Here is a 21,275-nt window from a genome sequence, read left to right on the forward strand (position 1 = left end):
CATTGACCTTGCGGCTGCTTCCGGGTCAAGACAGACCATCATGGAAGCGAAATTTCAGACCTTTCTCATCCTGCTCGCCGCGTTGGCGGGCACCGCGCTTGTCGCGCGCCGCTTCAACGTTGCGCCGGCCATCCTGATGATGCTCGCGGGCGTCGGCCTCGCCTTCGTGCCGGGGATGCCGCCGGTGGAATTGCCGCCCGAGCTGGTGCTGCTGATGGTGCTGCCGCCGCTGATCTACTCGGCGAGCGTCGCCATGAGCTGGCGCGAGTTCCGGAACAACCTTCGCCCGATCGTGCTGCTTGCGGTCGGCGCGGTGATCTTCACCGCCGCGCTTGTTGCGACGGCAACGCATTATCTGATCGGCCTGCCCTGGACCGTCGGCTTCCTGCTTGGAGCGATCGTCGCACCGCCCGACGTGGTGGCGCCGCTCGCGATCGCGCGCCGGCTGAACATGCCGCGCCGGCTCCTCGTCATCCTCGAGGGTGAGGGGCTCGCCAACGATGCCACCGCGCTGATCCTCTACCGCTTCGCGCTCGCCGCCATCATGGTCGGGCATTTCTCGCTGCCGCTCGCGGCCGGCGAATTCCTGCTGATCGTCGCCAGCGAGATCGCCTTCGGTATCGGCGTCGGCTGGCTCTCGCTTCGCTTCCGCAAATGGTCCAGGGATTCTCAGGTCGAGCTGACGCTGTCGCTGATCACGCCCTACGTCTCCTACTGGCTGCCCGAGCATGTCGGCGGTTCCGGCGTGATCGCCACCGTGGCCTGCGGCCTGTACGTGAGCTGGAACGGCCCGCTGCTGATCTCGTCGGCGACGCGCCTGCAAGGCATCTTCTTCTGGGACCTCGTGATCTATCTGATCGAGGGCTTGCTGTTCCTGCTCACCGGCTTCCAGATGCGCGCGCTCTACGAGAAATCGAAGGCGTTCCCGCTCGACGACATTCTCATTGCGACCGCCGTCGTCCTGGTGATCGTCGTGATCGCACGCTTCGCCTGGCTCTATCCCGCGACCTATCTGCCGCGGATCCTCAGCAAATCGCTGCGCGAGCGCGATCCGTCCCCGCCATGGCAATGGCCGTTCACGCTCGCCTTCACCGGCGTGCGCGGCGCGGTGTCGCTGGCGGCCGCGCTGGCACTGCCGTTCACGCTGCCTGACGGCAATGCCTTTCCCTATCGCGACCTGATCCTGTTCGTCGCCTTCGGCGTCATCTTCGTCACGCTGATCGGCGTCGGTCTGACGCTGCCGCCGGTGGTGCGCTGGCTCGGCGTCGCCGAGGCCGGCCGCAACGAGCATGCCGCCGAGCACGAGGCCGAGATCGCCGCGCGCCGCCAGGCGCTCGATGCCGCACTGAAATCGCTCGACGCGCTGACCGCCGAAAAGGACGTTTCCGACGAAGTCATGCGGCTCCTGCGCGCGCGCCACGAGATCCGCGTCAACCAGCTTCCCGAATCGCTCGATCCCACCCATCACGACGTCTCCGCCGCCGGCACTGCGCTGACGCGCGATTTGATCGCCGCCGAGCGCAAATTCATCCACAACCTCCTGCGCGACGGCCAGATCACGGACGAGACACGGCGGCGGATCGAACGCGATCTCGATCTGGAGGAAGCGAGTTTGGCGAACCGGGAGTATCGGGGCGCGCCGCTGTAGCTTCCCGTCATTGCGGGCGCGACGGAGCCAGCTACCGCTTCTCGCAGAACTCCCCGACCGCTGCCGCAACGGCCCCCGCAATCGTCTCCTGCCGCTCCGACGAGTTCATCGTCATCTCCTCGTCGCGGTTGATGATCGAGCCGGCTTCGAGCAGCACCGCGGCGCTCCTCGTCCGCGACAGCACGACGAGCCCATCATAGCGGTAGACGCCGACATCCTTGTCGAGCAATTGGCGGCGGTAGCGGCCCATCACCGGCATTGTGTACTGGCTGGCATAGTGCAGGCCCTGCTCCTTCAACTGCCGGCCGATCATCCGCGCTAGCATCAGGCTGGTGGCGAAATGCGGATTCTGGCGCGACACGAACAGCGAGTGGCCCGAAAAGCGGTCGCTGAAATAGCTGTGTGCGCCGTCGAATTCCCAGGTCTCGAGCAGCTTGTCCGGCACAGAATCATGATGGATCGACAGGAACAGATCGGCCCGGCCGTCATTCGCGGCACCGACGCGCTTGAACAGGCTCGGCCGCGCCTTGCCGTCGGTGACGAGCAGGCGGGTCGCGGCAAAGCCTTCGGATTTGAGTTTCGCCGTGACGAGTGTTGCGAGACGGAAGTTGAAGCCGAACTCCGGATCATTGCGCGCACTCAACGCGCCGTAGGAGTCCGGCGTGTGCCCGACATCCACGATGATGCGGAATTTTCGCGGCTCGCACTTTTCCGGCGTGAACGCCCTCGGTTTCGCCTTTGCCACCTTCCGCGTCCCTGCCGCCTGGCCAGGGTCAACTGACGAAATCAAAAGCGGGATCAGCGAAACAGCGACAGCGGCGATGGCACGCCACGTCTTGCTCACACCGGCCGCTCCCCCTTCACCGTCACCCGCGTTCCCGAGCGCGTGTGCGGCCAGTAGTCCCACATGGCGCGGTGCTGGGTGCAGCGGTTGTCCCAGAAGGCGATGGCGTTCTCGGTCCAGCGGAAGCGGCACTGGAACAGCGGATTCTCGGCGTGCTGGTAGAGATAGGCGAGCATCGCGTCGCTCTCGTCGCGGGGGATGCCGTTGATGTGGCGGGTGAAGCCGCGGTTGACGTAGAGCGCCTTCTTAGCCGTCACCGGATGGGTGCGGACCACGGGATGCTCGGCATTCGGATAACTCGGCCTGTCGGCGACGCCATAGTTCGCGTAGAGACCGCGATAGATCGGCTCGCCGTCATGCAGCGCCGTCAGCCCGTCGAGATAGGCCTTCATGCGATCCGACAACGCCTCATAGGCCGCGTACATGTTGGCGAACAACGTGTCGCCGCCGCGCGGCGGGCATTGCCTGATGTAGAGGATCGATCCCATCGGCGGCTCGAGATCGCAGGACACGTCGGAATGCCAGCCTTCGCCGTTCGCCCGCGGCGAGTTCTTGTCGGCGTAGATCTTCATCAGCGCCGGATCTTCATCTTCGCGGGGAGCTGCGGGATGAAAATGCAGCTCGCCGAACTTGCGGCCGAAGGCGAGATGCTGCTTCGGCGTGATCTCCTGATCGCGGAAGAAGATGACGAGGTTCTCGGCGAGCGCGCGGTGGATCTCGTCCATCTGCCGGTTGGAGCGGGCGTCGTCCGAGACGAGCTTGCCAATGTCGACGCCGGAAATTTCCGCGCCGATGACGGGGGTGAGCTTTTCGACCGCGATGGTCTCATAGGGCGCGCCGTCCTCCGCCGTGTGGCGGTAGCGCGGGCCCTGCTTGCCGGCGAGTGAGCTCATGGCGGTTCTCCCGATCATTGTTGATTGGGAGCCATCGTAGCCCGGATGGAGCGAAGCGCAATCCGGGAACGGTCGTCCAAAAATAAGGCGGGTTGCGCTTCGCGAACCCGCCTTACGATTCCAATGTTGAGGAGACGCTTACTCTGCCGCGGTCACCGGCACCTTGGCGCCCTGGCCGTAACGCTGCTCGATGTAGTCGATCACCAGCGCCTTGAAGTCGGCGGAGATGGTCGGGCCGCGCAGCGTGCGGAACTTCTTGCCGTCGACGAAGACGGGCGCAGCCGGCGCTTCACCGGTGCCGGGCAGCGAGATGCCGATATTGGCATGCTTGGATTCGCCGGGGCCGTTGACGATGCAGCCCATCACCGCGACGTTGAGCTCTTCGACGCCGGGATATTTGGTCTTCCAGGCCGGCATCTCGTCGCGGATGAAATCCTGGATCGAGCGCGCCAATTCCTGGAACGTGGTCGAGGTGGTGCGGCCGCAGCCGGGGCAGGCCGCAACCAGCGGCACGAAGGTGCGGAAGCCCATGGTCTGGAGCAGCTCCTGGCCGACCTGCACCTCGCGGGTGCGGTCGCCGCCGGGCTCCGGCGTCAGCGAGATGCGGATGGTGTCGCCGATCCCCTGCTGCAAGAGGATGCCGAGCGCGGCCGAGGAGGCCACGATGCCCTTCGAGCCCATGCCGGCCTCGGTCAGGCCGAGATGGATGGCATAGTCGGAACGCGACGCGAGATCCTGATAGACCGCGATGAGATCCTGCACCGCCGAGACCTTGGCGGACAGGATGATGCGATTCTTGGGCATGCCGAGCTCTTCGGCGCGCGCGGCCGAGAGCAGCGCCGACTGCACCATGGCCTCGCGCGTCACCGCGCGCACGTCGCGCGGATTGGCGGACGCAGCGTTCTCGTCCATCAGCTTGGTCAGCAGCTCCTGGTCGAGCGAGCCCCAATTGGCGCCGATGCGCACCGGCTTGTTGTTCTTGTTCGCGATCTCGATGATGTCGGCGAACTGGGTGTCGCGCTTGTCCTTGAAGCCGACATTGCCGGGATTGATGCGGTACTTGGCGAGCGCTTCGGCGCAGGCCGGATAGGCCGCGAGCAGCTTGTGGCCGATATAGTGGAAGTCGCCGATCAGCGGCGTGGTGATGCCGCGCTTGGCAAGGCCGTCGCGGATGTGCGGGACGGCGGCAGCGGCCTCCTCGCGGTCCACGGTGATGCGGACCATTTCGGAGCCGGCGCGCGCGAGCGCTGCAACCTGGGCGATGGTGCCGTCGATATCGGCGGTGTCGGTGTTGGTCATCGACTGCACGACGATCGGCGCACCGCCGCCGACCGCGACGTCGCCGACCTTCACCTGGGTGGTCTGGTGCCGGGCCGCCGGGCCCGCGATGTCGGAATCGATGAGGTTTTCGAGCTTGTTCATGGGGTCCAAATATCAGGTTTTGGTGACGTTGAGCAATGCATCGCGCGGCGCCGCGGCCACTTGGCTCGGACGGTTAACGAGGAAAAGCCCAGCAATTACAAGGACCGCAGCGGCCCCGAATGTCAGGCTTAGGGTGTCGTGCATGATGAAATAGCTACCCACCACGCCAAACAAAGGGGTGATGAAGGTAAAAGCCGACAATTTGCTGGCCGAATAGGTCTTCACCAGCGCGAACCAAAGCGTGAACGTGGTTCCGACCACCCAGATCGCCTGGAAGGCCATCAGGCCGAACGACAGCGGCGACGGGGTATGGGTGATGGTCTCCCCGAACAGCCAGGCGGCGGCGCCGAGGATCGGAATCGAGGTCGCGACCTGATAGCCGAGCGCCTTCTCGGGCGCGGCGAAGCGCAGCCTTGTACCCTTGGCGACCAGCGTGGTCGCCGCCCAAAGCCCCGCGCCGGCCACGATCAGGAGATCGCCGAGCAGGATGTGCGAATCCACATTGGGCTGCGGCACGCCGATCGCGAGCGCAACGCCGGCAAAGCTCACGGCCAGACCCAGCCATTGGGTGCCGCCGAGCCGTTCGCCGAGCACCTGATAGGAGCCGAGCGCAACAAAGAACGGCGCCGTGTAGAGGAACACCACCGCGCGGGAGGCCGAGGTCAGGCGCAGGCCCTGGAAGATCAGCACGAACTCGATGCCGAACATCAGCCCGGCGATGAGGCCTGCCTTCCAGGTGCCGTCGCGCTCGAAGAATTTCACGCCGCGCAAGCTGCCGACGATGAACAGCACCGGCAGCGCCCCCATCGAGCGGATCATCGCCTGGAGCATCGGCGGCACGTCCGGCAGCACCAGCTTCACCGCGATCTGGTTGAATCCCCAGGTCAGGCACAGCATGAGCATCAGGGCGATGGCGCCGGCACTGAGGGGGCGGCCGGCGGACGATATGGCTTGTGGTGAGGACATCTCTTCCCGGATACCGGCTTGCGCCGTTGTTGCTTTAGGACTTCTTCTGGCAATGGGTGCAGACGCCCGTGATCTCCACCACGGACAGTTTTGGCGCAAAACCCGAGCCGCGCGCCGCGGAATTGAGGTCTTTGGCAAAAGACGCCGAGGAGATCTCCCCAACCAGGCCGCACCGCTCGCAGATCAGGAACGCCACCGCCGAGGTCGCGTCGTGGTCATGCGCCGCACAGGCGAGGTAGGCATTGCGGCTTTCGATGCGGTGCACGAGGCCGTTGGCCATCAGGAAATCGAGCGCACGGTAGACCGTGATCGGCGCCGGCCGCGGCATCGACTTGGCAAGTTCGTCGATCACCTCATAGGCGCCGAGCGGGCGATGACTGGACAGCAGCGCTTCCAGCACCTGACGGCGGATCGGCGTGAATTTCTGCGCGCGCTGCCCGCAGACCTCCTCGGCATGCGCCAGCGCATCCGCGGTGCAGCGGCCGTGATCGTGGTCGGGCGCGGGGAATGCCGGCTTTGCGAGCGTCATGTGGCCCGCCTTCTAGCATTTCGGAGAGGGAACCCAAAGCACGACCCTGCGAACGGCTGTCAGCCATGCTCACGCTGCGGGACAGCGTCCCGACAATCCGCCACGAAATAATCATAAGCTTGCTTATAATATCCCAAGCTTATTGGAGACCAAGCTCATGAGCCGCGGGCCCGTGGACCAGAACTTTCTGTTTACGCTCGCTGAGCTCTATCGCTTGCTGCGCGTCTATGCCGACAAGGAGGCCTCGCGCTTCGGCATCACCCGCGCCCAATGGGCGGTGCTGGCCAAGGTCGAGCGCAGCGAAGGCATGAAGCAGTCGGAACTCGCCGAATTGCTGGAGGTGCAGCCGATCACGCTGACGCGCCTGATCGACAAGCTCTGTGACAGCGACTGGATCGAGCGCCGCAACGACGCCTCGGATCGCCGCGTCAAGCGCCTCTACCTCAAGAAGGCCGGCCGGACGTTGCTCGGCCGGATGAGCGGGCTGAAGTCCGAGCTGACGGCCAACGCGCTCGACGGCATCACGCCGACCGATGCCCATCGCCTCCTGACCCAGCTCGAAACAATCAAGGAAAACGTGCGGACCGCGATCCAGACGTCGGGAGCGGAACAAGCACGTAAGGAGCAGCGCTATGGCTGATCAGGTCCTCAAATTCCAGCCCGAGCAGAAGATCGAGGGCGGCAAGCCCACCAAGAAAGCGGGCACTGATCCGCGCCGCCGCCTGGTGGCCGGCCTGCGCCGCTATCGCCGCTTCCTGCTCCTGGTCGTACTTCCGGTCGTCATGGCCATCGGCGGCATCACCTTCTACCTGCATGGCGGCCGCTATGTCGGCACTGACGACGCCTATGTCGGCGCGCAGAAGGTGCTGGTGACGCCCGACATCTCCGGCAAGATCCAGAAGGTCGTCGTGAAAGAAGGACAGTCGGTCAAGCAGGGCGACGAGCTGTTCGAGATCGATCCTGCTCCGTTCCGCCACACCGTGGATGAAGCCAAGGCGCAGCTCGCGCAGGCCCGCACGACCTACGACAACCTCGCTGCCAACATCAAGATCTACGGCGACATGCTCAATCTCGCCCAGCAGGGCATGGACCTGAAGCAGCGTGACGTCGAGCGCAAGCAGGCGCTGGTGAAGAACAATTACGGCTCGCAGCTCGACCTCGACAATGCCTCGAATGCGCTGGTCACCGCGGGCGCGCAGGCGCAGTACATCAAGCAGCAGCTCTCCAACGCCAAGACGCAATTGCTTGGCGATCCCGCGTTGCCGCTGGAGCAATTCCCGCCTTACGCACAGGCGAAGGCCAAGCTGGATGACGCCCAACGTAACCTCGACCACACCGTGCTGCGCGCGCCGATGGATGGCGTCGCGACGCAGGTCGAGCAGATTCAGCTCGGCCGCTATGTCGCCGCCGGCACGCCGGTATTCTCCATCATCGACGTCGCCCATCCCTGGGTCGACGCCAATCCGAAGGAGAGCGACCTCACCTACGTGACCGAGGGCCAGGCAGTCACGCTCGAAGTCGACGCGTTCCCGAACCATGTCTTCAAGGGCAAGATCGGCTCGCTCTCGCCCGGCACCGGCGCGCAATTCGCGATCCTGCCGCCGCAGAACGCCACCGGCAATTTCGTCAAGGTGGTGCAGCGCGTGCCGGTCCGCATCTATTTCGACGAGACCGACAAATATGTGCGGAAGCTGAAGGCGGGCATGAGCGTCTACGCCACCATCGACACCGGCCACCGGCGCTCGCTCGCCGGCCTGCTCGGCCTGTCGGCAACGGCGAACCAGGACAAAGACTGAGACAAGGACCGATCCGATGTCCGGCCCCAATGCCAGCCTGATGGTCCCCGGCCTGCGCCGGAACATGGTGACGATCTGCGCCATGACTGCGACCATCATGCAGGCGCTGGACACCACCATCGCCAACGTCGCCCTGCCCTACATGCAGGGTACGCTGTCGGCCTCGCAGGACCAGATCAACTGGGTGCTGACCTCCTACATCGTCGCCGCCGCGATCATGACGGCGCCGGTGGGCTGGATCGCCAACCGCTTCGGCCGCAAGCGCATCTTCATCATCTGCTCGGCCGGCTTTACCTTCGCATCCGTGCTGTGCGGTCTCGCGCAGGACATCAACCAGATGGTGCTGTTCCGCCTGCTGCAAGGCGTGTTCGGCGCCGCGCTGGTGCCGCTGTCGCAATCGGTCATGCTCGACTATTACACGCTCCAGGAACGCGCCAAGGCGATGTCGATCTGGGGCATGGGCGTGATGATGGGTCCGATCATGGGACCTTCTCTGGGTGCCTGGCTCACCGAGACTTATTCCTGGCACTGGGTGTTCTTCGTCAATCTGCCGTTCGGCGCCATCACCGTGCTCGGGCTGATCGTCTTCATGGACGAGACCAGGAAGGACCTCAGCCTCAAATTCGACTGGTTCGGCTTCGCCGCGCTGGCGGTTGCGATCGGCGCGCTTCAGCTCGCGCTCGACCGCGGCGAGCAATTGGGCTGGCTCGAATCCAATGAAATCCTCGCGGAGTTCATCGTCTCCGCCGTCGCCTTCTACTTCTTCGTCGCGCACTCCTTCACGACCTCGACGCCCTTCATCCGCTTCGCGCTGTTCCGGGATCGCAACTTCGTCACCGGCTGCATGTTCATGGTCGTGATGGGGCTCGTGCTGTTCTCGACCATGGCACTCGCCTCTCCCTACATGCAGAACGTGATCGGCTATCCCATCATCACCGCTGGCCTGCTGCTGGCGAGCCGCGGCTTCGGTACCTTCTTCGCCATGATGCTGGTCGGCCGCATGATGCGTTATTTCGAGGCGCGCACGCTGATCATCGCGGGCCTCACGCTGACCGCGGGCTCGCTGTTCCAGATGACCGGCTGGACCGATCTGACCCAGGTGCCGGAGATCGTGACCGTCAGCATCATCCAGGGCTTCGGCTTCGGTCTCGTCTTCGTGCCGCTCTCGACGGTGGCGTTCCTGACGCTGTCGAACGATCTGCGCACCGACGGCACCGCGATGCTGACCCTGATGCGCAACGTCGCAAGCTCGGTGGGCATTTCCGTCGTCATCGCCCAGCTGACGCAGGGAACGCGCAAGACCTATGCGATCCTCTCCGAGCATATCAACCCGTTCAACCACGCGCTCCAGATGCCGGACGTGCGCGGCATGATCAACCTCTCGACCGATGCCGGCCGCGCCATGGCCGACCGCATGGTCAGCGTGCAGGCGCAGATCATCGCTTTTGCACACGACTACATGCTGGTGATGATCTTCATCCTCTGCACCATCCCGCTCGCATTGCTGATCGGCTCGACCAAGGCGACGCTGCGCAAGCAGGCCGCCGGGCCGGAGCACGCGGTGATGGAGTAGCCACGGGTGTCATGCCCCGCGAAGGCGGGGCATCCAGTACGCCGTGGCTTCTCCGTATCACACGAACATCTCTGGGATACTGGGCCGCAGCCGGGCGACGACACCGAATATGTAGCGCCGCCCTTACCCCAACAACTCCTCGCAGCCCAAGTCCTCGACCGCCATCATCACCCGCTCCAGATTGTTCCACCAGACGATCGATGGAGTGTCGACGCTCCATTGCCAGACGGGCTTGGTGATGTGCCAAAGCACAGACCAACGATAGTCCTGATCGAGCGCGCCGCGCGTGTAGCCGCTGACGCCGTGTGCGATCAGCGTTTCATGGTAGCGATTGAGCAGGGCCCGCTCGAGCGTCTGCCGGCGTTCCGGGTACCATTGCGTCGCCATCATGTAGGCGAGGTCGTTGGTCGGCACGTTGATGCGCCACCGGTCGAAATCGAAGAGGCGTGCGGTATCAGCGATGCCGGCACGCGGCAGCAGGAAATTCCAGCTATGCGCGTCACCATGCACGATGGTCAGGTTGCGGTGCGAATGGTAGCGCTGCAAGAGCCGGCCCGACTGCTCGATGAAGCGGCGATAGAGGATGCGACGCTCTTCGCTGAGGCAGTCGCCGAGCAGGTCGGCGAAGCGATCGTAGTGACCCGCGAAGGTCTCCATTTGCCTCGCACTGTCGCCGACGCTCGACCAGGAGCCGACAGCCTCACCAAGGTTGGCATGATTCCACCACGCCGCGTGCCAGCCGGCGAGCGCGGTGACAATCGCCATCGCCTGCTCGCGTGACGGCGGCAACGGCCACTCGGTCGCGATCTCGTGACTGCCGGTGAGGTCCTCGAGCAACAGATGCCAGGCGAGGCTCTCCTCATCGAAATCCCCACCAAAGCAGCGCGGCGCAAGTTGCGTCGGCATTTTGGGCGCGAGCTGGGTGTAGAACTCCACCTCATGCCGGCCGGCATTTGCGAGCGTCTTGGCGAAGGAAGGTTGCGCCATCTTGAGGATCAGCGATTGCGGCGCGCCGCCGGACTCGCCGACATAGCGCAGGCCCAGGCGGATGATGTGTGACAACATCGTGTCCCGCTGGTGAAGCACCTTCACCTCGCGGACCGCGCCCGCGTCCAACGCGCCGGCCTTGCGCAGCGCAGCCGTCAGTTGGGCCGGCTCAACGACCGCCGGCAGTTGTGGAGGTGTCATGAGAACCACGATGCCCCTGTCCCGCGCCATCCTGCACGATCACGACCCCGCGCACCAGCTTCCGACCTGATGCCTCGCTTTATGCCGCCGCAGTCGAGTCGCGCACGGTCCGGACCACCACCGATCGCAGTTGATCGAGGTTGGCGGCCATGCCGGCGATGGCCTGCCTCACCTCCGTGGCGCGCTCGTTCACCGAGGCAGCGTCGCGGCTGACATTGGCGATCTTGGCCGAGACCTCCTTTGCAGCCGAGGCCGATTCGGAAATCGACCGCGCGATCGCCCGCGTCGCGGCGTCCTGCTGGTCCATTGCGGCGGCAACCGAGGTCGCGACGCCGTCGATCTCGACGATGTGGCCCCCCATGGTCTCGACGGCATCGACCGCAGCCTGTGTCGAGGCCTGAATCTCCGCGATCAGGCGCCCGATCTCCTCGGTGGATTTGGCGGTCTGGTCGGACAGGGATTTCACTTCGGCGGCGACCACGGCAAAGCCGCGGCCGGCCTCACCGGCCCGCGCGGCCTCGATCGTGGCATTGAGCGCCAGCAGGTTGGTCTGGCCGGCGATGCCGCCGATCAGGTCGGAGACCTCCGCGATCTTCTTCACCGCGCCCGCCAGCGCCTGGATGGTCGAACGCGCCTGCTCGCGGCCCGCGACCGCCGATTTGGTAACGGTGCTGGTCCGCGCGACCTGGGTTGCGATGTCCCGGATCGAGGTGCTCAGCTCTTCGGCCGCGGCCGAGACGGTCTGCGAGCTGCCCAGGGCCTGGGTGGATGCCGAGGCCACGGCCTGCGACTCCATGGACAGCGACCGGGCGATGTCGGACAGGCTGGAGGCGGCCCGTTCGACGCCCTGGCTTGCCACGCTTGCGGAATCGACCGAGCGGCCGGTCTCGCGCTCGACGGTCTCGGCCATCTGGTGCAGGGCGCCGCGCTTGGCCAGCGCCGCCTCCTGCTCCTTCCGCAACTGATCCTCGCGCAGGCGGGAATTCTCGACCGCCCCCTGCTTGAACACTTCGAGCGCGCCCGCCATCGAGCCGATCTCGTCCTGCCGGTGGGCGAAGGGGATGGCGGCGACGAGATCGCCGGTCGCGAGCTTCTGCATCGTGTCCGTCATGCGCACGATCGGGCGCACCACGCCAAGGGCGACGCCGAGCAGCCCGGCGGCAATGAAGGCAAGGACGGCCGCGGAGACGCCGAGGAGAATGTAGAGGATCGAGCTGTCCCGGTCGGCGGCCAGCTTCTCCATGTCGGCATTCTGCTTGTTGGCGCTCTCGACGATACTGTCGATCACGGCGCGATGCGCGGTGTAGGCGTCCTTGACCTGCGCATAGGCGCGCTCGGCGCCGGCCATATCCTTGCCCTTGAGGGCCGGCAGAAGCTGATCGGACAGGATCTTCCAGAACTTCTGCACCTCGGCATCGGATTTTTGCACCAGCGCCGTCTTCAGGTCGGCTGAGAGGCTGGAGGCGGTCCAATAGGCCTTGCGCTCGTCGTAATCCTTGCGGAGCTGGACCAGGCGTTCGCCATGGGCCGCCAGCTGATCCGGCTCGCGCATGGCGAGCGTGGCCTCGAGATAGGCTTCGATCACATATTCCGGCGGCGGCAGGATGTCGGCGATGAGGTCGTTGCCGAGCTTGATGTCGGAATACAGCGGACCGCCGACCTTGAGCTCGCGCAGGGCGTAGAGACTGGTCGAGACCACGGCCGTGAAACCGATGGCCAGAACGATGCCGAAAGCAATGATCGCGGAGGAAAGGGAAAGACGAATTTTCATGGAACAATCCGATGGGCCGCACCAAATCCAAACGGACTCTAAACGACTGCGGTAAACACGGGATTGCTACGCGCATAAATTGCACCGCCAAGGCCCCGGAAAACTACGGGAAATGCGATGCTGTCTCGATTGCCGATGCGCTCGGTGAGAAGCGTGGCCTTACATGTCGAAGAACACCGTCTCATTGTCGCCCTGGAGCCGCAGGTCGAGCCGGTAGACCGGCTTGCCGGCTTCACGCACCGCGGTCAGCGTGGCGCGGCGGTCGGCCGGCACCAAGGCCAGCACGGGGTCGGCGGCGTTGCCGGCCTCGTCGCTGAAATAGATCCGGGTATAGAGATGCCGCAGCATGCCGCGGCCGAACACCGCGAGCACGATGTGCGGCGCCTGCGGCTTGCCGTCGGGGTCGGGCACCACGCCCGGCTTGATGGTGTCGAAGGAATAATTGCCGTCCTTGTCGGTGCCGCAGCGGGCAAAGCCGCGGAAGCTGGCATTCGGCAGCGCGCGCTTGTCCTGCGGATCGGCGAAGCGTCCTTGCGCATCCGCCTGCCAGATCTCCAGCATGACATCGGGCACGACGACGCCGTCGCCGTCGAACACGCGACCCTCGATGCGGACGCGGTCTCCGGTCACGTCGGGCGTCAGCGTCGAGTTGATGAACGCATCGTTCCAGGCGTAGTCGCCGGTCGGCGTCAGGCCGTATTTGAAGAACGGACCGACGGTCTGCGAAGGGGTGATCCCTTTGTCCTTCTCGTTTCCCTGCACGTTAGTGGTTCTCCATTGGCGTAGCGTTCTTGCCGCGCAGTACGATGTCAAAGCGGTAGCACAGCGCCCATTCGGGCTGGGTATTCTCGAGATCGAACGACGAGACCATGCGCGCCCGCGCCTTCTCGTCCGGCACCGAGTTGAAGATCGGGTCGAACGGGAACAGCGGATCGTTCGGGAAATACATCTGCGTCACCAGGCGCGTGACGAAGGAATGGCCGAACACCGACAGGTGGATATGCGCGGGACGCCAGGCGTTGTGGTGATTGCCCCAGGGATAGGCGCCGGGCTTGATGCTGACGAAGCGGTAGTAGCCGGCGGCATCGCTCACGGTGCGGCCGGCGCCGGTAAAGTTCGGATCGAGCGGCGCCGGATGCTGGTCGCGGACATGGACGTAGCGGCCGCAGGAATTGGCCTGCCAGATCTCGACCAGCGAGTTCGGCACGCCGCGACCGTCTTCGTCGCGGACATGGCCATGCACGATGATGCGCTCGCCGAGCGGCTCACTCGCGTGCTGGCGGGTGAGATCATTGTCGCCCTCGCGCACCGTCTCGTGGCCGTAGACCGGGCCGGTCAATTCCGACAGCGTGTGGCGCATCGGGATCAGTGGCTTGTTCGGCGCACGCTTGATCGAGCTCTTGTACTCGGGCGACAGCGGCAGCGGATGCGCCTTGTTGCTGTCGGTGGGATAGATGAATGTCATGGGCGACTCCTCCCCGGCCATTGTGGTCCGGCCGGTCAACGCTTCCGCCAATCATTATATGATATAACTAATTGGGGGAAGCGGTTTGGCAGACCTCCTGCGTCTGGCCGGAGCGCACTTATTTGATCGGCGGGCGCGGCAGCACGGCCTCCCCGGCTTCGAGCCGGTAGGCGTGGTCGAGCGAATACCAGGGCGTCGCGACGTCGGGTGCGGCCGGATGCGGCGTGTCATGGCGCAGGAACTTGCCGATCAGCGCCTGTGTCACGCCGAACTGCACGTCGCTGTCGATATGGGGATCGTTGGGGTCGTAGACCTGCGAGATCAGCACCTTGAATCCGGGCTTGAAGATCAGGGCGTGCAGATGCGCGGGACGATAAGGGTGGCGGCTCTGCGCTTCCAGCAGGCGGCCGACCACGCCATCGGTCGGAATGGGATAGCCCACCATCATCACCGAGCGGAATGAGAAGCGCCCGTGCTCGTCGGTCGTGAACTTGCCGCGCAGGTTCATGTCGGCCTGATCGGGGTTCTGGTTCTCGTAGAGGCCGACCGGGGAGGCGTGCCAGACGTCGACCTCGGCGCCGGAAACGGGACGGCCGTCCCTGTCGACGACGCGGCCGTTGACAAACAGCGGTGCGCCCGGGGTCTCGGAGCGGACGATCGATCCGCCATTCTCCACCCGCGGCGAATTCAACCGCCAGAACGGTCCGAGCAGCGATTGATCCGTTTCCGTGTTGCCTTGGTCGCCATTGTTGAGCAGGCACACCAGCGGCGAGACGCCGAGCGAGCCGGCCATCAGCACGACTTCATTGTGCGTGTCGGTGGTCAGCTTGCCGAGTTCGGCCACGATCGCCGTCGCATCGCGAAACTCCTTCTCGGTCAGGCGAACGTCGCGGACGAATCCGTGCAGATGCTTGACCAGCGAGATCATGATCTGGCGCATCCGCGGATCGGAGGTTCGCTCCATCACCGCCAGAGCGGCGGCCGTGACGTCCTGCTCGCGTTCGATGATCATGCCCGTCTCCCAACCCACACGCTTCGCCTCTCCCCGCAAGCGGGGAGAGGGAGAGGAGAGAGCTCAGTTCAGCTTCTCGATCGCGACTGCCACACCCTGGCCGACGCCGACGCACATGGTGGCCAGCGCGAGCTTGCCGCCGCGCTTCTCCATGCCGTGCACGGCGGTGAGCACGAGACGCGCGCCGCTCATGCCGAGGGGATGGCCGAGCGCGATGGCGCCGCCATGCGGATTGACGAAATCGGCATCGTCGGCGACGCCGAGCTGGCGCATGCAGGCGATGCCTTGCGAGGCGAAGGCCTCGTTGAGCTCGATCAGGTCGAAATCGCTGATCTTCTTGCCGAGCCGCTCCATCAGCTTGCGGGTTGCCGGCACCGGGCCGATGCCCATGATGCGCGGCGGCACGCCGGCCGAGGCAAGGCCGAGGATACGCGCGCGCGGCGTCAGGCCGTGCTTCTTCACGGCAGCTTCGGAGGCGAGGATCATCGCGGCGGCGCCGTCATTGACGCCGGAGGCGTTGCCGGCGGTGACCGTGCCGGGATTGCGCACGATCGGCTTCAGCTTGGTCAGGCCCTCAAGCGTGGTCTCGGGACGCGGATGCTCGTCCTTGTCGACCGTGATCGGGCCGGCCTTGCCGCCGGGAATGGTGATCGGGATGATTTCTTCGGCGAAATAGCCGGCGGCGATCGCGGCACCCGCGCGCTGCTGCGAGCGGATCGCGAACGCGTCCTGGTCGGCGCGCGAGACCTGGAATTCCTCGGCGACGTTCTCGCCGGTCTCCGGCATGGCGTCGACGCCATACTGCGCCTTCAGCAGCGGATTGATGAAGCGCCAGCCGATGGTGGTGTCGAAGATTTCGGCCGAACGCGAAAAGGCTTCCTGTGCCTTGCCCATGACAAACGGCGCCCGGGTCATGGATTCGACGCCGCCGGCAATCGCCAGCTCGATCTCGCCGGAGCGGATGGCGCGCCCCGCAGCACCGACCGCATCGAGGCCGGACGCGCAGAGCCGGTTCAGGGTCTGGCCGGGAACCGAATCCGGCAGGCCCGCGAGCAGCAGCGCCATGCGCGCGACGTTGCGGTTGTCCTCGCCGGCCTGGTTGGCACAGCCGAAGAAGACTTCGTCGACCTGCGCCCAATCGAGATTAGGGTGCTTGGCCATCAGCGCCTTGATCGGGGCCGCCGCGAGGTCGTCGGCGCGCACCTTGGCGAGCGAGCCGCCGAAACGGCCGATCGGGGTCCGCACGGCATCGCAGATAAAGACGTCACGCATCGTTGTTCTCCCTGAATGCCGCGGTTCGGCCAAATTCTTCAATGTCGGCGGAGTTTTAGGAGGGCGCCCGCGGCAGGTCAATTGACTGATGCGCGCGTGTTCCGGGGGGTGCGCACGCCCTTGGCGCATGCCGCGCTGCGGACAACGTGGAAAACCTCCCCTCGCCGGCCAAAGCGATAGGAGCGCGGGGCGAAATTTTGTAGGTTGCGCCGCTCATGACAGTACAACAGCCGATACCCGTACCGCCCCCCGACGACGCGCCCGCACTACCAGCGGAAGCCGCCGCGCGCGTCACGCCGATGATGGAACAGTACCTTGAAATCAAGGCGGCGCATCAGGGCCTGCTGCTGTTCTACCGGATGGGCGACTTCTACGAGCTGTTCTTCGAGGACGCCGAGATCGCCTCCCGGACGCTCGGCATCGTGCTGACCAAGCGCGGCAAGCATCAGGGCGCCGATATCCCGATGTGCGGCGTTCCGGTCGAGCGCTCCGAGGACTATCTGCATCGCCTGATCATCGCCGGCCACCGCGTCGCGGTGTGCGAGCAGACCGAGGATCCTGCCGCCGCGAAAGCGCGCGGCAACAAGAGCGTGGTCCGCCGCGGCGTGGTGCGGCTGGTCACGCCGGGCACGCTGACCGAGGACACGCTGCTCGATGCCCGCGCCAACAATTACCTGCTGGCGATCGCGCGCGCCCGCGCCTCCGGTGGCGGCGACCGCTTTGGTCTCGCCTGGATCGACATCTCGACCGCCGAATTCACCGTGATGGAATGCTCGAGCGGCGAGCTCGCCGCGACGCTGGCACGCATCAACCCGAACGAGGCCATCGTCACCGACGCGCTCTACAACGACAGCGAGCTCGGCCAGACCTTGCGCGAGCTGCCGGCGGTGACGCCGCTGACGCGCGATGTCTTCGACGGCGCCACCGCCGAAAAGCGGCTGTGCGATTACTTTGCCGTCGCGACCATGGACGGGCTCGCGCAGCTCACACGGCTGGAGGCGACCGCCGCGGCCGCCGCCGTCACCTATGTCGACCGCACCCAGGTCGGCAAGCATCCGCCGTTGTCGCCGCCGGCGCGCGAGGCCTCGGGCGCGACCATGGCGATTGATCCCGCCACCCGCGCCAATCTCGAACTGACGCGGACGCTCGCCGGCGAACGGCGCGGCTCGCTGCTCGATGCGATCGACTGCACCGTGACCTCGGCCGGCTCGCGGCTGCTGGCGCAGCGGCTGGCGGCGCCGCTGACGGATGCGCCGGCGATTGCGCGGCGGCTCGATGCCGTCAGCGCCTTCGTCGCCGACTCGGCTGCGCGCGAAGACATCCGCAGCATTTTGCGCGGCGCGCCCGACATGTCACGCGCGCTGGCCCGTCTTTCGGTCGGCCGCGGCGGGCCGCGCGATCTTGCGGGCTTGCGCGACGGCATCATCGCCGCCGACCAGGTCTTGGCGCGGCTTTCCGAGCTCGACCAGCCGCCGCAGGAGATCGCGGCAGTGATGGCGGCCTTGCAGCGTCCGTCGCGCGAGCTCGCCACCGAATTTGCCCGTGCGCTCGACGAGCAATTGCCGCTGATCAAGCGCGACGGCGGCTTCGTGCGCCAGGGCTATGAGCCCGCGCTCGACGAGGCGCGAAACCTGCGCGACGCCTCGCGCCTCGTGGTGGCCTCGATGCAGGCGCGCTACGCCGACGACACGGGTGTGAAAGGTCTCAAGATCCGGCACAACAACGTGCTCGGCTATTTCGTCGAGGTCACCGCGCAGCACGGCGACAAGCTGATGTCAGCGCCGCTGAACGCGACCTTCATCCATCGCCAGACGCTGGCGGGCCAGGTGCGCTTCACCACCTCCGAGCTCGGCGAGATCGAAGCCAAGATCGCCAATGCCGGCGACCGCTCGCTCGGGCTCGAGCTCGAGATTTTCGAGCGGCTCTGCGCCAAGGCGCTGGATATCAGCGACGATCTGCGTTCCGCCGCTCACGCCTTCGCGTTGCTCGACGTCGCGACCTCGCTCGCCAAACTCGCGATCGACGACAATTACGTGCGGCCGGACGTCGATGGCTCGCTCGGCTTTGCGATCGAGGCCGGCCGCCACCCCGTGGTCGAACAGGCCCTGAAGCGCAACGGCGAGCCGTTCATCGCCAATGCCTGCGACCTCTCGCCTGCGCCGGCACAGAAATCCGGCCAGCTCTGGCTGCTGACCGGTCCCAACATGGCCGGCAAATCGACCTTCCTGCGCCAGAACGCGCTCATTGCCTTGCTGGCTCAAATTGGCAGCTTCGTGCCGGCCACGCGCGCGCGGATCGGCATCATCGACCGCCTGTTCTCGCGCGTCGGTGCCGCCGACGATCTCGCCCGCGGCCGCTCCACCTTCATGGTCGAGATGGTCGAGACCGCCGCGATCCTCAACCAGGCCGGCGAGCGCGCGCTGGTGATCCTCGACGAGATCGGCCGCGGCACTGCGACCTTCGACGGCCTCTCGATCGCCTGGGCCGCGATCGAGCATCTGCACGAAAGCAACCGCTGCCGCACGCTGTTCGCGACGCATTATCACGAGCTGACCGCGCTCTCGGCAAAACTGCCGCGGATGTTCAATGCGACGGTGCGCGTGAAGGAATGGCAGGGCAACGTCGTGTTCCTGCACGAGGTGCTGCCGGGTTCGGCCGATCGCTCCTACGGCATCCAGGTGGCGAAGCTTGCGGGCCTGCCGCCGGCGGTGATCACGCGCGCCAAATCGGTGCTGGCAAAGCTGGAGGCCCAGGACCGCGGCCAGACCGCGCGTGCACTGGCCGACGACCTCCCGCTGTTCGCCGTGCCCTCGCGCGCCGCCGCGGAAGCTGCGCCGCCGAGCGAAGCCGAGCTGCTGATGGAAGCCGTGAAGGCGCTGCACCCCGACGAGATGTCGCCGCGCGAGGCACTCGATGCGCTGTATGCGCTGAAGGCCAAGCTGCCGAAGCCGTGACGGTGCCGTAGGGTGGGCAAAGCGTAGCGTGCCCACCATACAAATCACACTGGAGAGATGGTGGGCACAGCGCGCGAAGCGCGCGCCTTTGCCCACCCTACAGGTCTGGCCTACGCCCTCGCCGCGATCGCGGCGGCTTCTGCGGCCGCGCGCTGCATGCTGGTCGACATCTCGTTCGTGACCGTGCTCTGCTCCTCGACTGCGGCGGCGGTCGACGTCACGTATTCGCTGACGCTGTTGATCGCCTGCTTGATCGAGCCGAGCGCGCTGACGACGTCGCCGGAGATGCCGTTGAGGCTGCCGATCTCCTGGCCGATCTTGTCGGTCGCCTGCTTGGCCTGGTTGGCGAGGCTCTTCACTTCGGAGGCGACCACGGCAAAGCCGCGGCCGGCCTCGCCGGCGCGCGCCGATTCGATCGTGGCGTTCAGCGCCAGCAGGTTGATCTGCCCGGTGATGCTGTTGATCATCTCGACGATGCCGCTCATCGACTGCGCGGCCTCGGTGAGGCGCTGGGCCTGGGCGTCGGCGGAGGCGACCTGATCCACCGCGCTCAACGCAGTCTCGCGCGATTTGGTCATGGCCTCGGAAATCTCCCGCACCGAGGCGTTCAGCTCCTCCGAACCGGCTGCGACCGATTCCATCATGCCGCGGACGCGCTCATTGCCCATGCGGACCAGCACCTGCTTCGTGGTGTCGGTGGCATATTTCACGACCTTGAACGGCTTGCCGTTGAGATCGAGAATCGGATTGTAGGACGCCTGGATGTAGACCTCCTTGCCGCCCTTGCCGATGCGCTTGTATTCGGCCGCCTGGTACTGGCCGCGATTGAGCGCAGCCCAGAACTCGCGATAGGCGGCGCCGTCCCGCTCGCTGGGATCGACGAACATGCTGTGATGCTTGCCCTTGATCTCGGCGAGCGAATAGCCGAGCGCGCCGAGGAAGTTGGCATTCGCGGCGATGATCGTGCCGTCCATGTTGAACTCGATCACGGCCTGGGCCTTGTCGATCGCCGCGATCTGGCCGGCGAGATCGGCGTTCTTCAGCTTCTCAGCGGTCACGTCGGTCGCGAACTTGACGACGCCGTACGGTTTGCCGTTCTCGTCGAGCAGCGGATTGTAGGAGGCGAGAATCCAGACCTCGCGACCGCCCTTGCCGATACGCTTGAACTCGCCGGCCTGGTAGTCGCCACGGTTGAGCGCGGCCCAGAATTCGCGATAGCCCGCGCCGTTGCGCTCGCCCTCGGCCACGAACAGGCTGTGATGCTTGCCCTCGATCTCGGCCAGCGAATAGCCGAGCGCCTTGCAGAAATTCTCGTTGGCAGTGACGATGGTGCCGTCGAGCTTGAATTCGATGACGGCCTGGGCGCGGCTGATGGCTGCGACCTTGGAAGCCTCGGTCATGCTCCGGATTTTCTTCGCAGTGATGTCGGTCGCAATCTTGGCGACCATCACCGTCTTGCCGTTGCCGTCGAGCACCGGATTGTAGGATGCTTCGATCCAGACCTCGCGGCCCCCCTTCGCGATCCGCTTGAACTCGCGGGCCTGATACTCGCCGCGGTTCAACGCGGCCCAGAACGCCTTGTACTCGGCGGTGTCGCGCTGGTCGGCCGGCACGAACATGGAGTGATGCTTGCCCTGAATCTCGTCAAGCCGATAGCCGAGGGCGTCGAGAAAATTCTTGTTGGCCGTGATGATCGAGCCATCGAGATTGAATTCGATCATCGCCTGCGAACGGCTGATGGCGTCGAGCCGCGGTTGTGCATCACTGTGGGACTTGCGACCAAACATCAAAGAATCTCCATCTCGAAATCATGCCGATGGGCCACGCCCGTCGGGGATGTGACCGTTCGGCGCCACTGCCGTATTCCAATCGACGATTTCCGCAGGTCCGCGCGATCGGATGCAAATCGGACGGAATTCGCGCTTCCGACAGCGGAAACGGA

17 protein-coding genes are annotated in these 21,275 nt (G+C 65.4%); 5 read left to right on the forward strand and 12 right to left on the reverse strand.

Annotated features, from left to right (window positions below):
• Positions 1-40: 40 nt before the first annotated feature.
• Positions 41-1,648, forward strand: coding sequence for a Na+/H+ antiporter (locus tag I3J27_RS38365; protein WP_270163996.1), 1,608 nt, complete (start codon positions 41-43; stop codon positions 1,646-1,648).
• A 31-nt stretch (positions 1,649-1,679) separates the two neighbouring features.
• Here I3J27_RS38365 and I3J27_RS38370 read toward each other — a convergent pair whose 3' ends face one another.
• From I3J27_RS38370 to I3J27_RS38390, 5 genes are all read right to left on the reverse strand, one after another.
• Positions 1,680-2,471, reverse strand: coding sequence for an N-acetylmuramoyl-L-alanine amidase (locus I3J27_RS38370; protein WP_370692001.1), 792 nt, complete (start codon positions 2,469-2,471; stop codon positions 1,680-1,682).
• 17 nt (positions 2,472-2,488) lie between these two features.
• A complete protein-coding gene (locus I3J27_RS38375) occupies positions 2,489-3,385 on the reverse strand; it encodes a TauD/TfdA dioxygenase family protein (RefSeq protein ID WP_270163998.1) in 897 nt (298 codons plus the stop codon).
• Positions 3,386-3,523: 138 nt separating this feature from the next.
• The gene (gene ispG, locus I3J27_RS38380) at positions 3,524-4,807 is read right to left on the reverse strand and encodes a flavodoxin-dependent (E)-4-hydroxy-3-methylbut-2-enyl-diphosphate synthase (protein WP_270163999.1); all 1,284 of its coding nucleotides are present in this window, start codon (positions 4,805-4,807) and stop codon (positions 3,524-3,526) included.
• Positions 4,808-4,819: 12 nt separating this feature from the next.
• The gene (locus I3J27_RS38385) at positions 4,820-5,773 is read right to left on the reverse strand and encodes a DMT family transporter (protein WP_270164000.1); all 954 of its coding nucleotides are present in this window, start codon (positions 5,771-5,773) and stop codon (positions 4,820-4,822) included.
• Between the two features lie 34 nt (positions 5,774-5,807).
• Positions 5,808-6,302 carry a Fur family transcriptional regulator gene (locus I3J27_RS38390; protein ID WP_270164001.1) on the reverse strand — a complete coding sequence of 165 codons (495 nt, stop codon included), beginning with the start codon at positions 6,300-6,302 and terminating at the stop codon, positions 5,808-5,810.
• Between the two features lie 157 nt (positions 6,303-6,459).
• Here I3J27_RS38390 and I3J27_RS38395 point away from each other — a divergent pair, with 157 nt between their 5' ends.
• Genes I3J27_RS38395 through I3J27_RS38405 form a run of 3 tightly spaced genes read left to right on the forward strand, consistent with a single transcriptional unit; the run spans position 6,460 to position 9,671 of the window.
• Positions 6,460-6,942 (forward strand): MarR family winged helix-turn-helix transcriptional regulator, encoded by a 483-nt coding sequence (locus tag I3J27_RS38395; RefSeq protein WP_270164002.1) that lies wholly within the window; start codon positions 6,460-6,462, stop codon positions 6,940-6,942.
• Positions 6,935-8,098 (forward strand): HlyD family secretion protein, encoded by a 1,164-nt coding sequence (locus tag I3J27_RS38400; RefSeq protein WP_270164003.1) that lies wholly within the window; start codon positions 6,935-6,937, stop codon positions 8,096-8,098. The genes I3J27_RS38395 and I3J27_RS38400 overlap by 8 nt, the downstream gene beginning before the upstream one ends.
• Positions 8,099-8,114: 16 nt before the next feature.
• The gene (locus I3J27_RS38405) at positions 8,115-9,671 is read left to right on the forward strand and encodes an MDR family MFS transporter (protein ID WP_270164004.1); all 1,557 of its coding nucleotides are present in this window, start codon (positions 8,115-8,117) and stop codon (positions 9,669-9,671) included.
• A gap of 123 nt (positions 9,672-9,794) precedes the next feature.
• Here I3J27_RS38405 and I3J27_RS38410 read toward each other — a convergent pair whose 3' ends face one another.
• From I3J27_RS38410 to pcaF, 6 genes are all read right to left on the reverse strand, one after another.
• Complete coding sequence (locus I3J27_RS38410; RefSeq protein WP_270164005.1) at positions 9,795-10,889, reverse strand: phosphotransferase; 1,095 nt, start codon at positions 10,887-10,889, stop codon at positions 9,795-9,797.
• Positions 10,890-10,938: 49 nt separating this feature from the next.
• Positions 10,939-12,630, reverse strand: a complete 1,692-nt coding sequence (locus I3J27_RS38415) for a methyl-accepting chemotaxis protein (protein ID WP_270164006.1) — start codon at positions 12,628-12,630, stop codon at positions 10,939-10,941.
• A gap of 159 nt (positions 12,631-12,789) precedes the next feature.
• The gene (pcaG, locus tag I3J27_RS38420) at positions 12,790-13,392 is read right to left on the reverse strand and encodes a protocatechuate 3,4-dioxygenase subunit alpha (RefSeq protein WP_270164007.1); all 603 of its coding nucleotides are present in this window, start codon (positions 13,390-13,392) and stop codon (positions 12,790-12,792) included.
• 1 nt (position 13,393) lies between these two features.
• Positions 13,394-14,095 carry a protocatechuate 3,4-dioxygenase subunit beta gene (gene pcaH, locus I3J27_RS38425; protein WP_270164008.1) on the reverse strand — a complete coding sequence of 234 codons (702 nt, stop codon included), beginning with the start codon at positions 14,093-14,095 and terminating at the stop codon, positions 13,394-13,396.
• Positions 14,096-14,213: 118 nt separating this feature from the next.
• The gene (locus I3J27_RS38430; RefSeq protein ID WP_270164009.1) at positions 14,214-15,107 is read right to left on the reverse strand and encodes a dioxygenase family protein; all 894 of its coding nucleotides are present in this window, start codon (positions 15,105-15,107) and stop codon (positions 14,214-14,216) included.
• Positions 15,108-15,170: 63 nt separating this feature from the next.
• Positions 15,171-16,379 carry a 3-oxoadipyl-CoA thiolase gene (gene pcaF, locus I3J27_RS38435; protein WP_270164010.1) on the reverse strand — a complete coding sequence of 403 codons (1,209 nt, stop codon included), beginning with the start codon at positions 16,377-16,379 and terminating at the stop codon, positions 15,171-15,173.
• Positions 16,380-16,594: 215 nt separating this feature from the next.
• On the opposite strand from pcaF, the gene mutS reads away from it, so the two are divergent.
• Positions 16,595-19,333 (forward strand): DNA mismatch repair protein MutS, encoded by a 2,739-nt coding sequence (gene mutS, locus I3J27_RS38440; RefSeq protein ID WP_270164011.1) that lies wholly within the window; start codon positions 16,595-16,597, stop codon positions 19,331-19,333.
• 110 nt (positions 19,334-19,443) lie between these two features.
• Here the strand turns inward: mutS and I3J27_RS38445 are convergent, their stop codons facing one another.
• On the reverse strand, positions 19,444-21,120 hold the full coding sequence (locus I3J27_RS38445) for a methyl-accepting chemotaxis protein (protein ID WP_270164012.1): 1,677 nt from the start codon (positions 21,118-21,120) through the stop codon (positions 19,444-19,446).
• Positions 21,121-21,275 lie beyond the last annotated feature (155 nt).

The organism is Bradyrhizobium xenonodulans (assembly GCF_027594865.1).
Taxonomy (GTDB): Bacteria; Pseudomonadota; Alphaproteobacteria; order Rhizobiales; family Xanthobacteraceae; genus Bradyrhizobium; species Bradyrhizobium xenonodulans.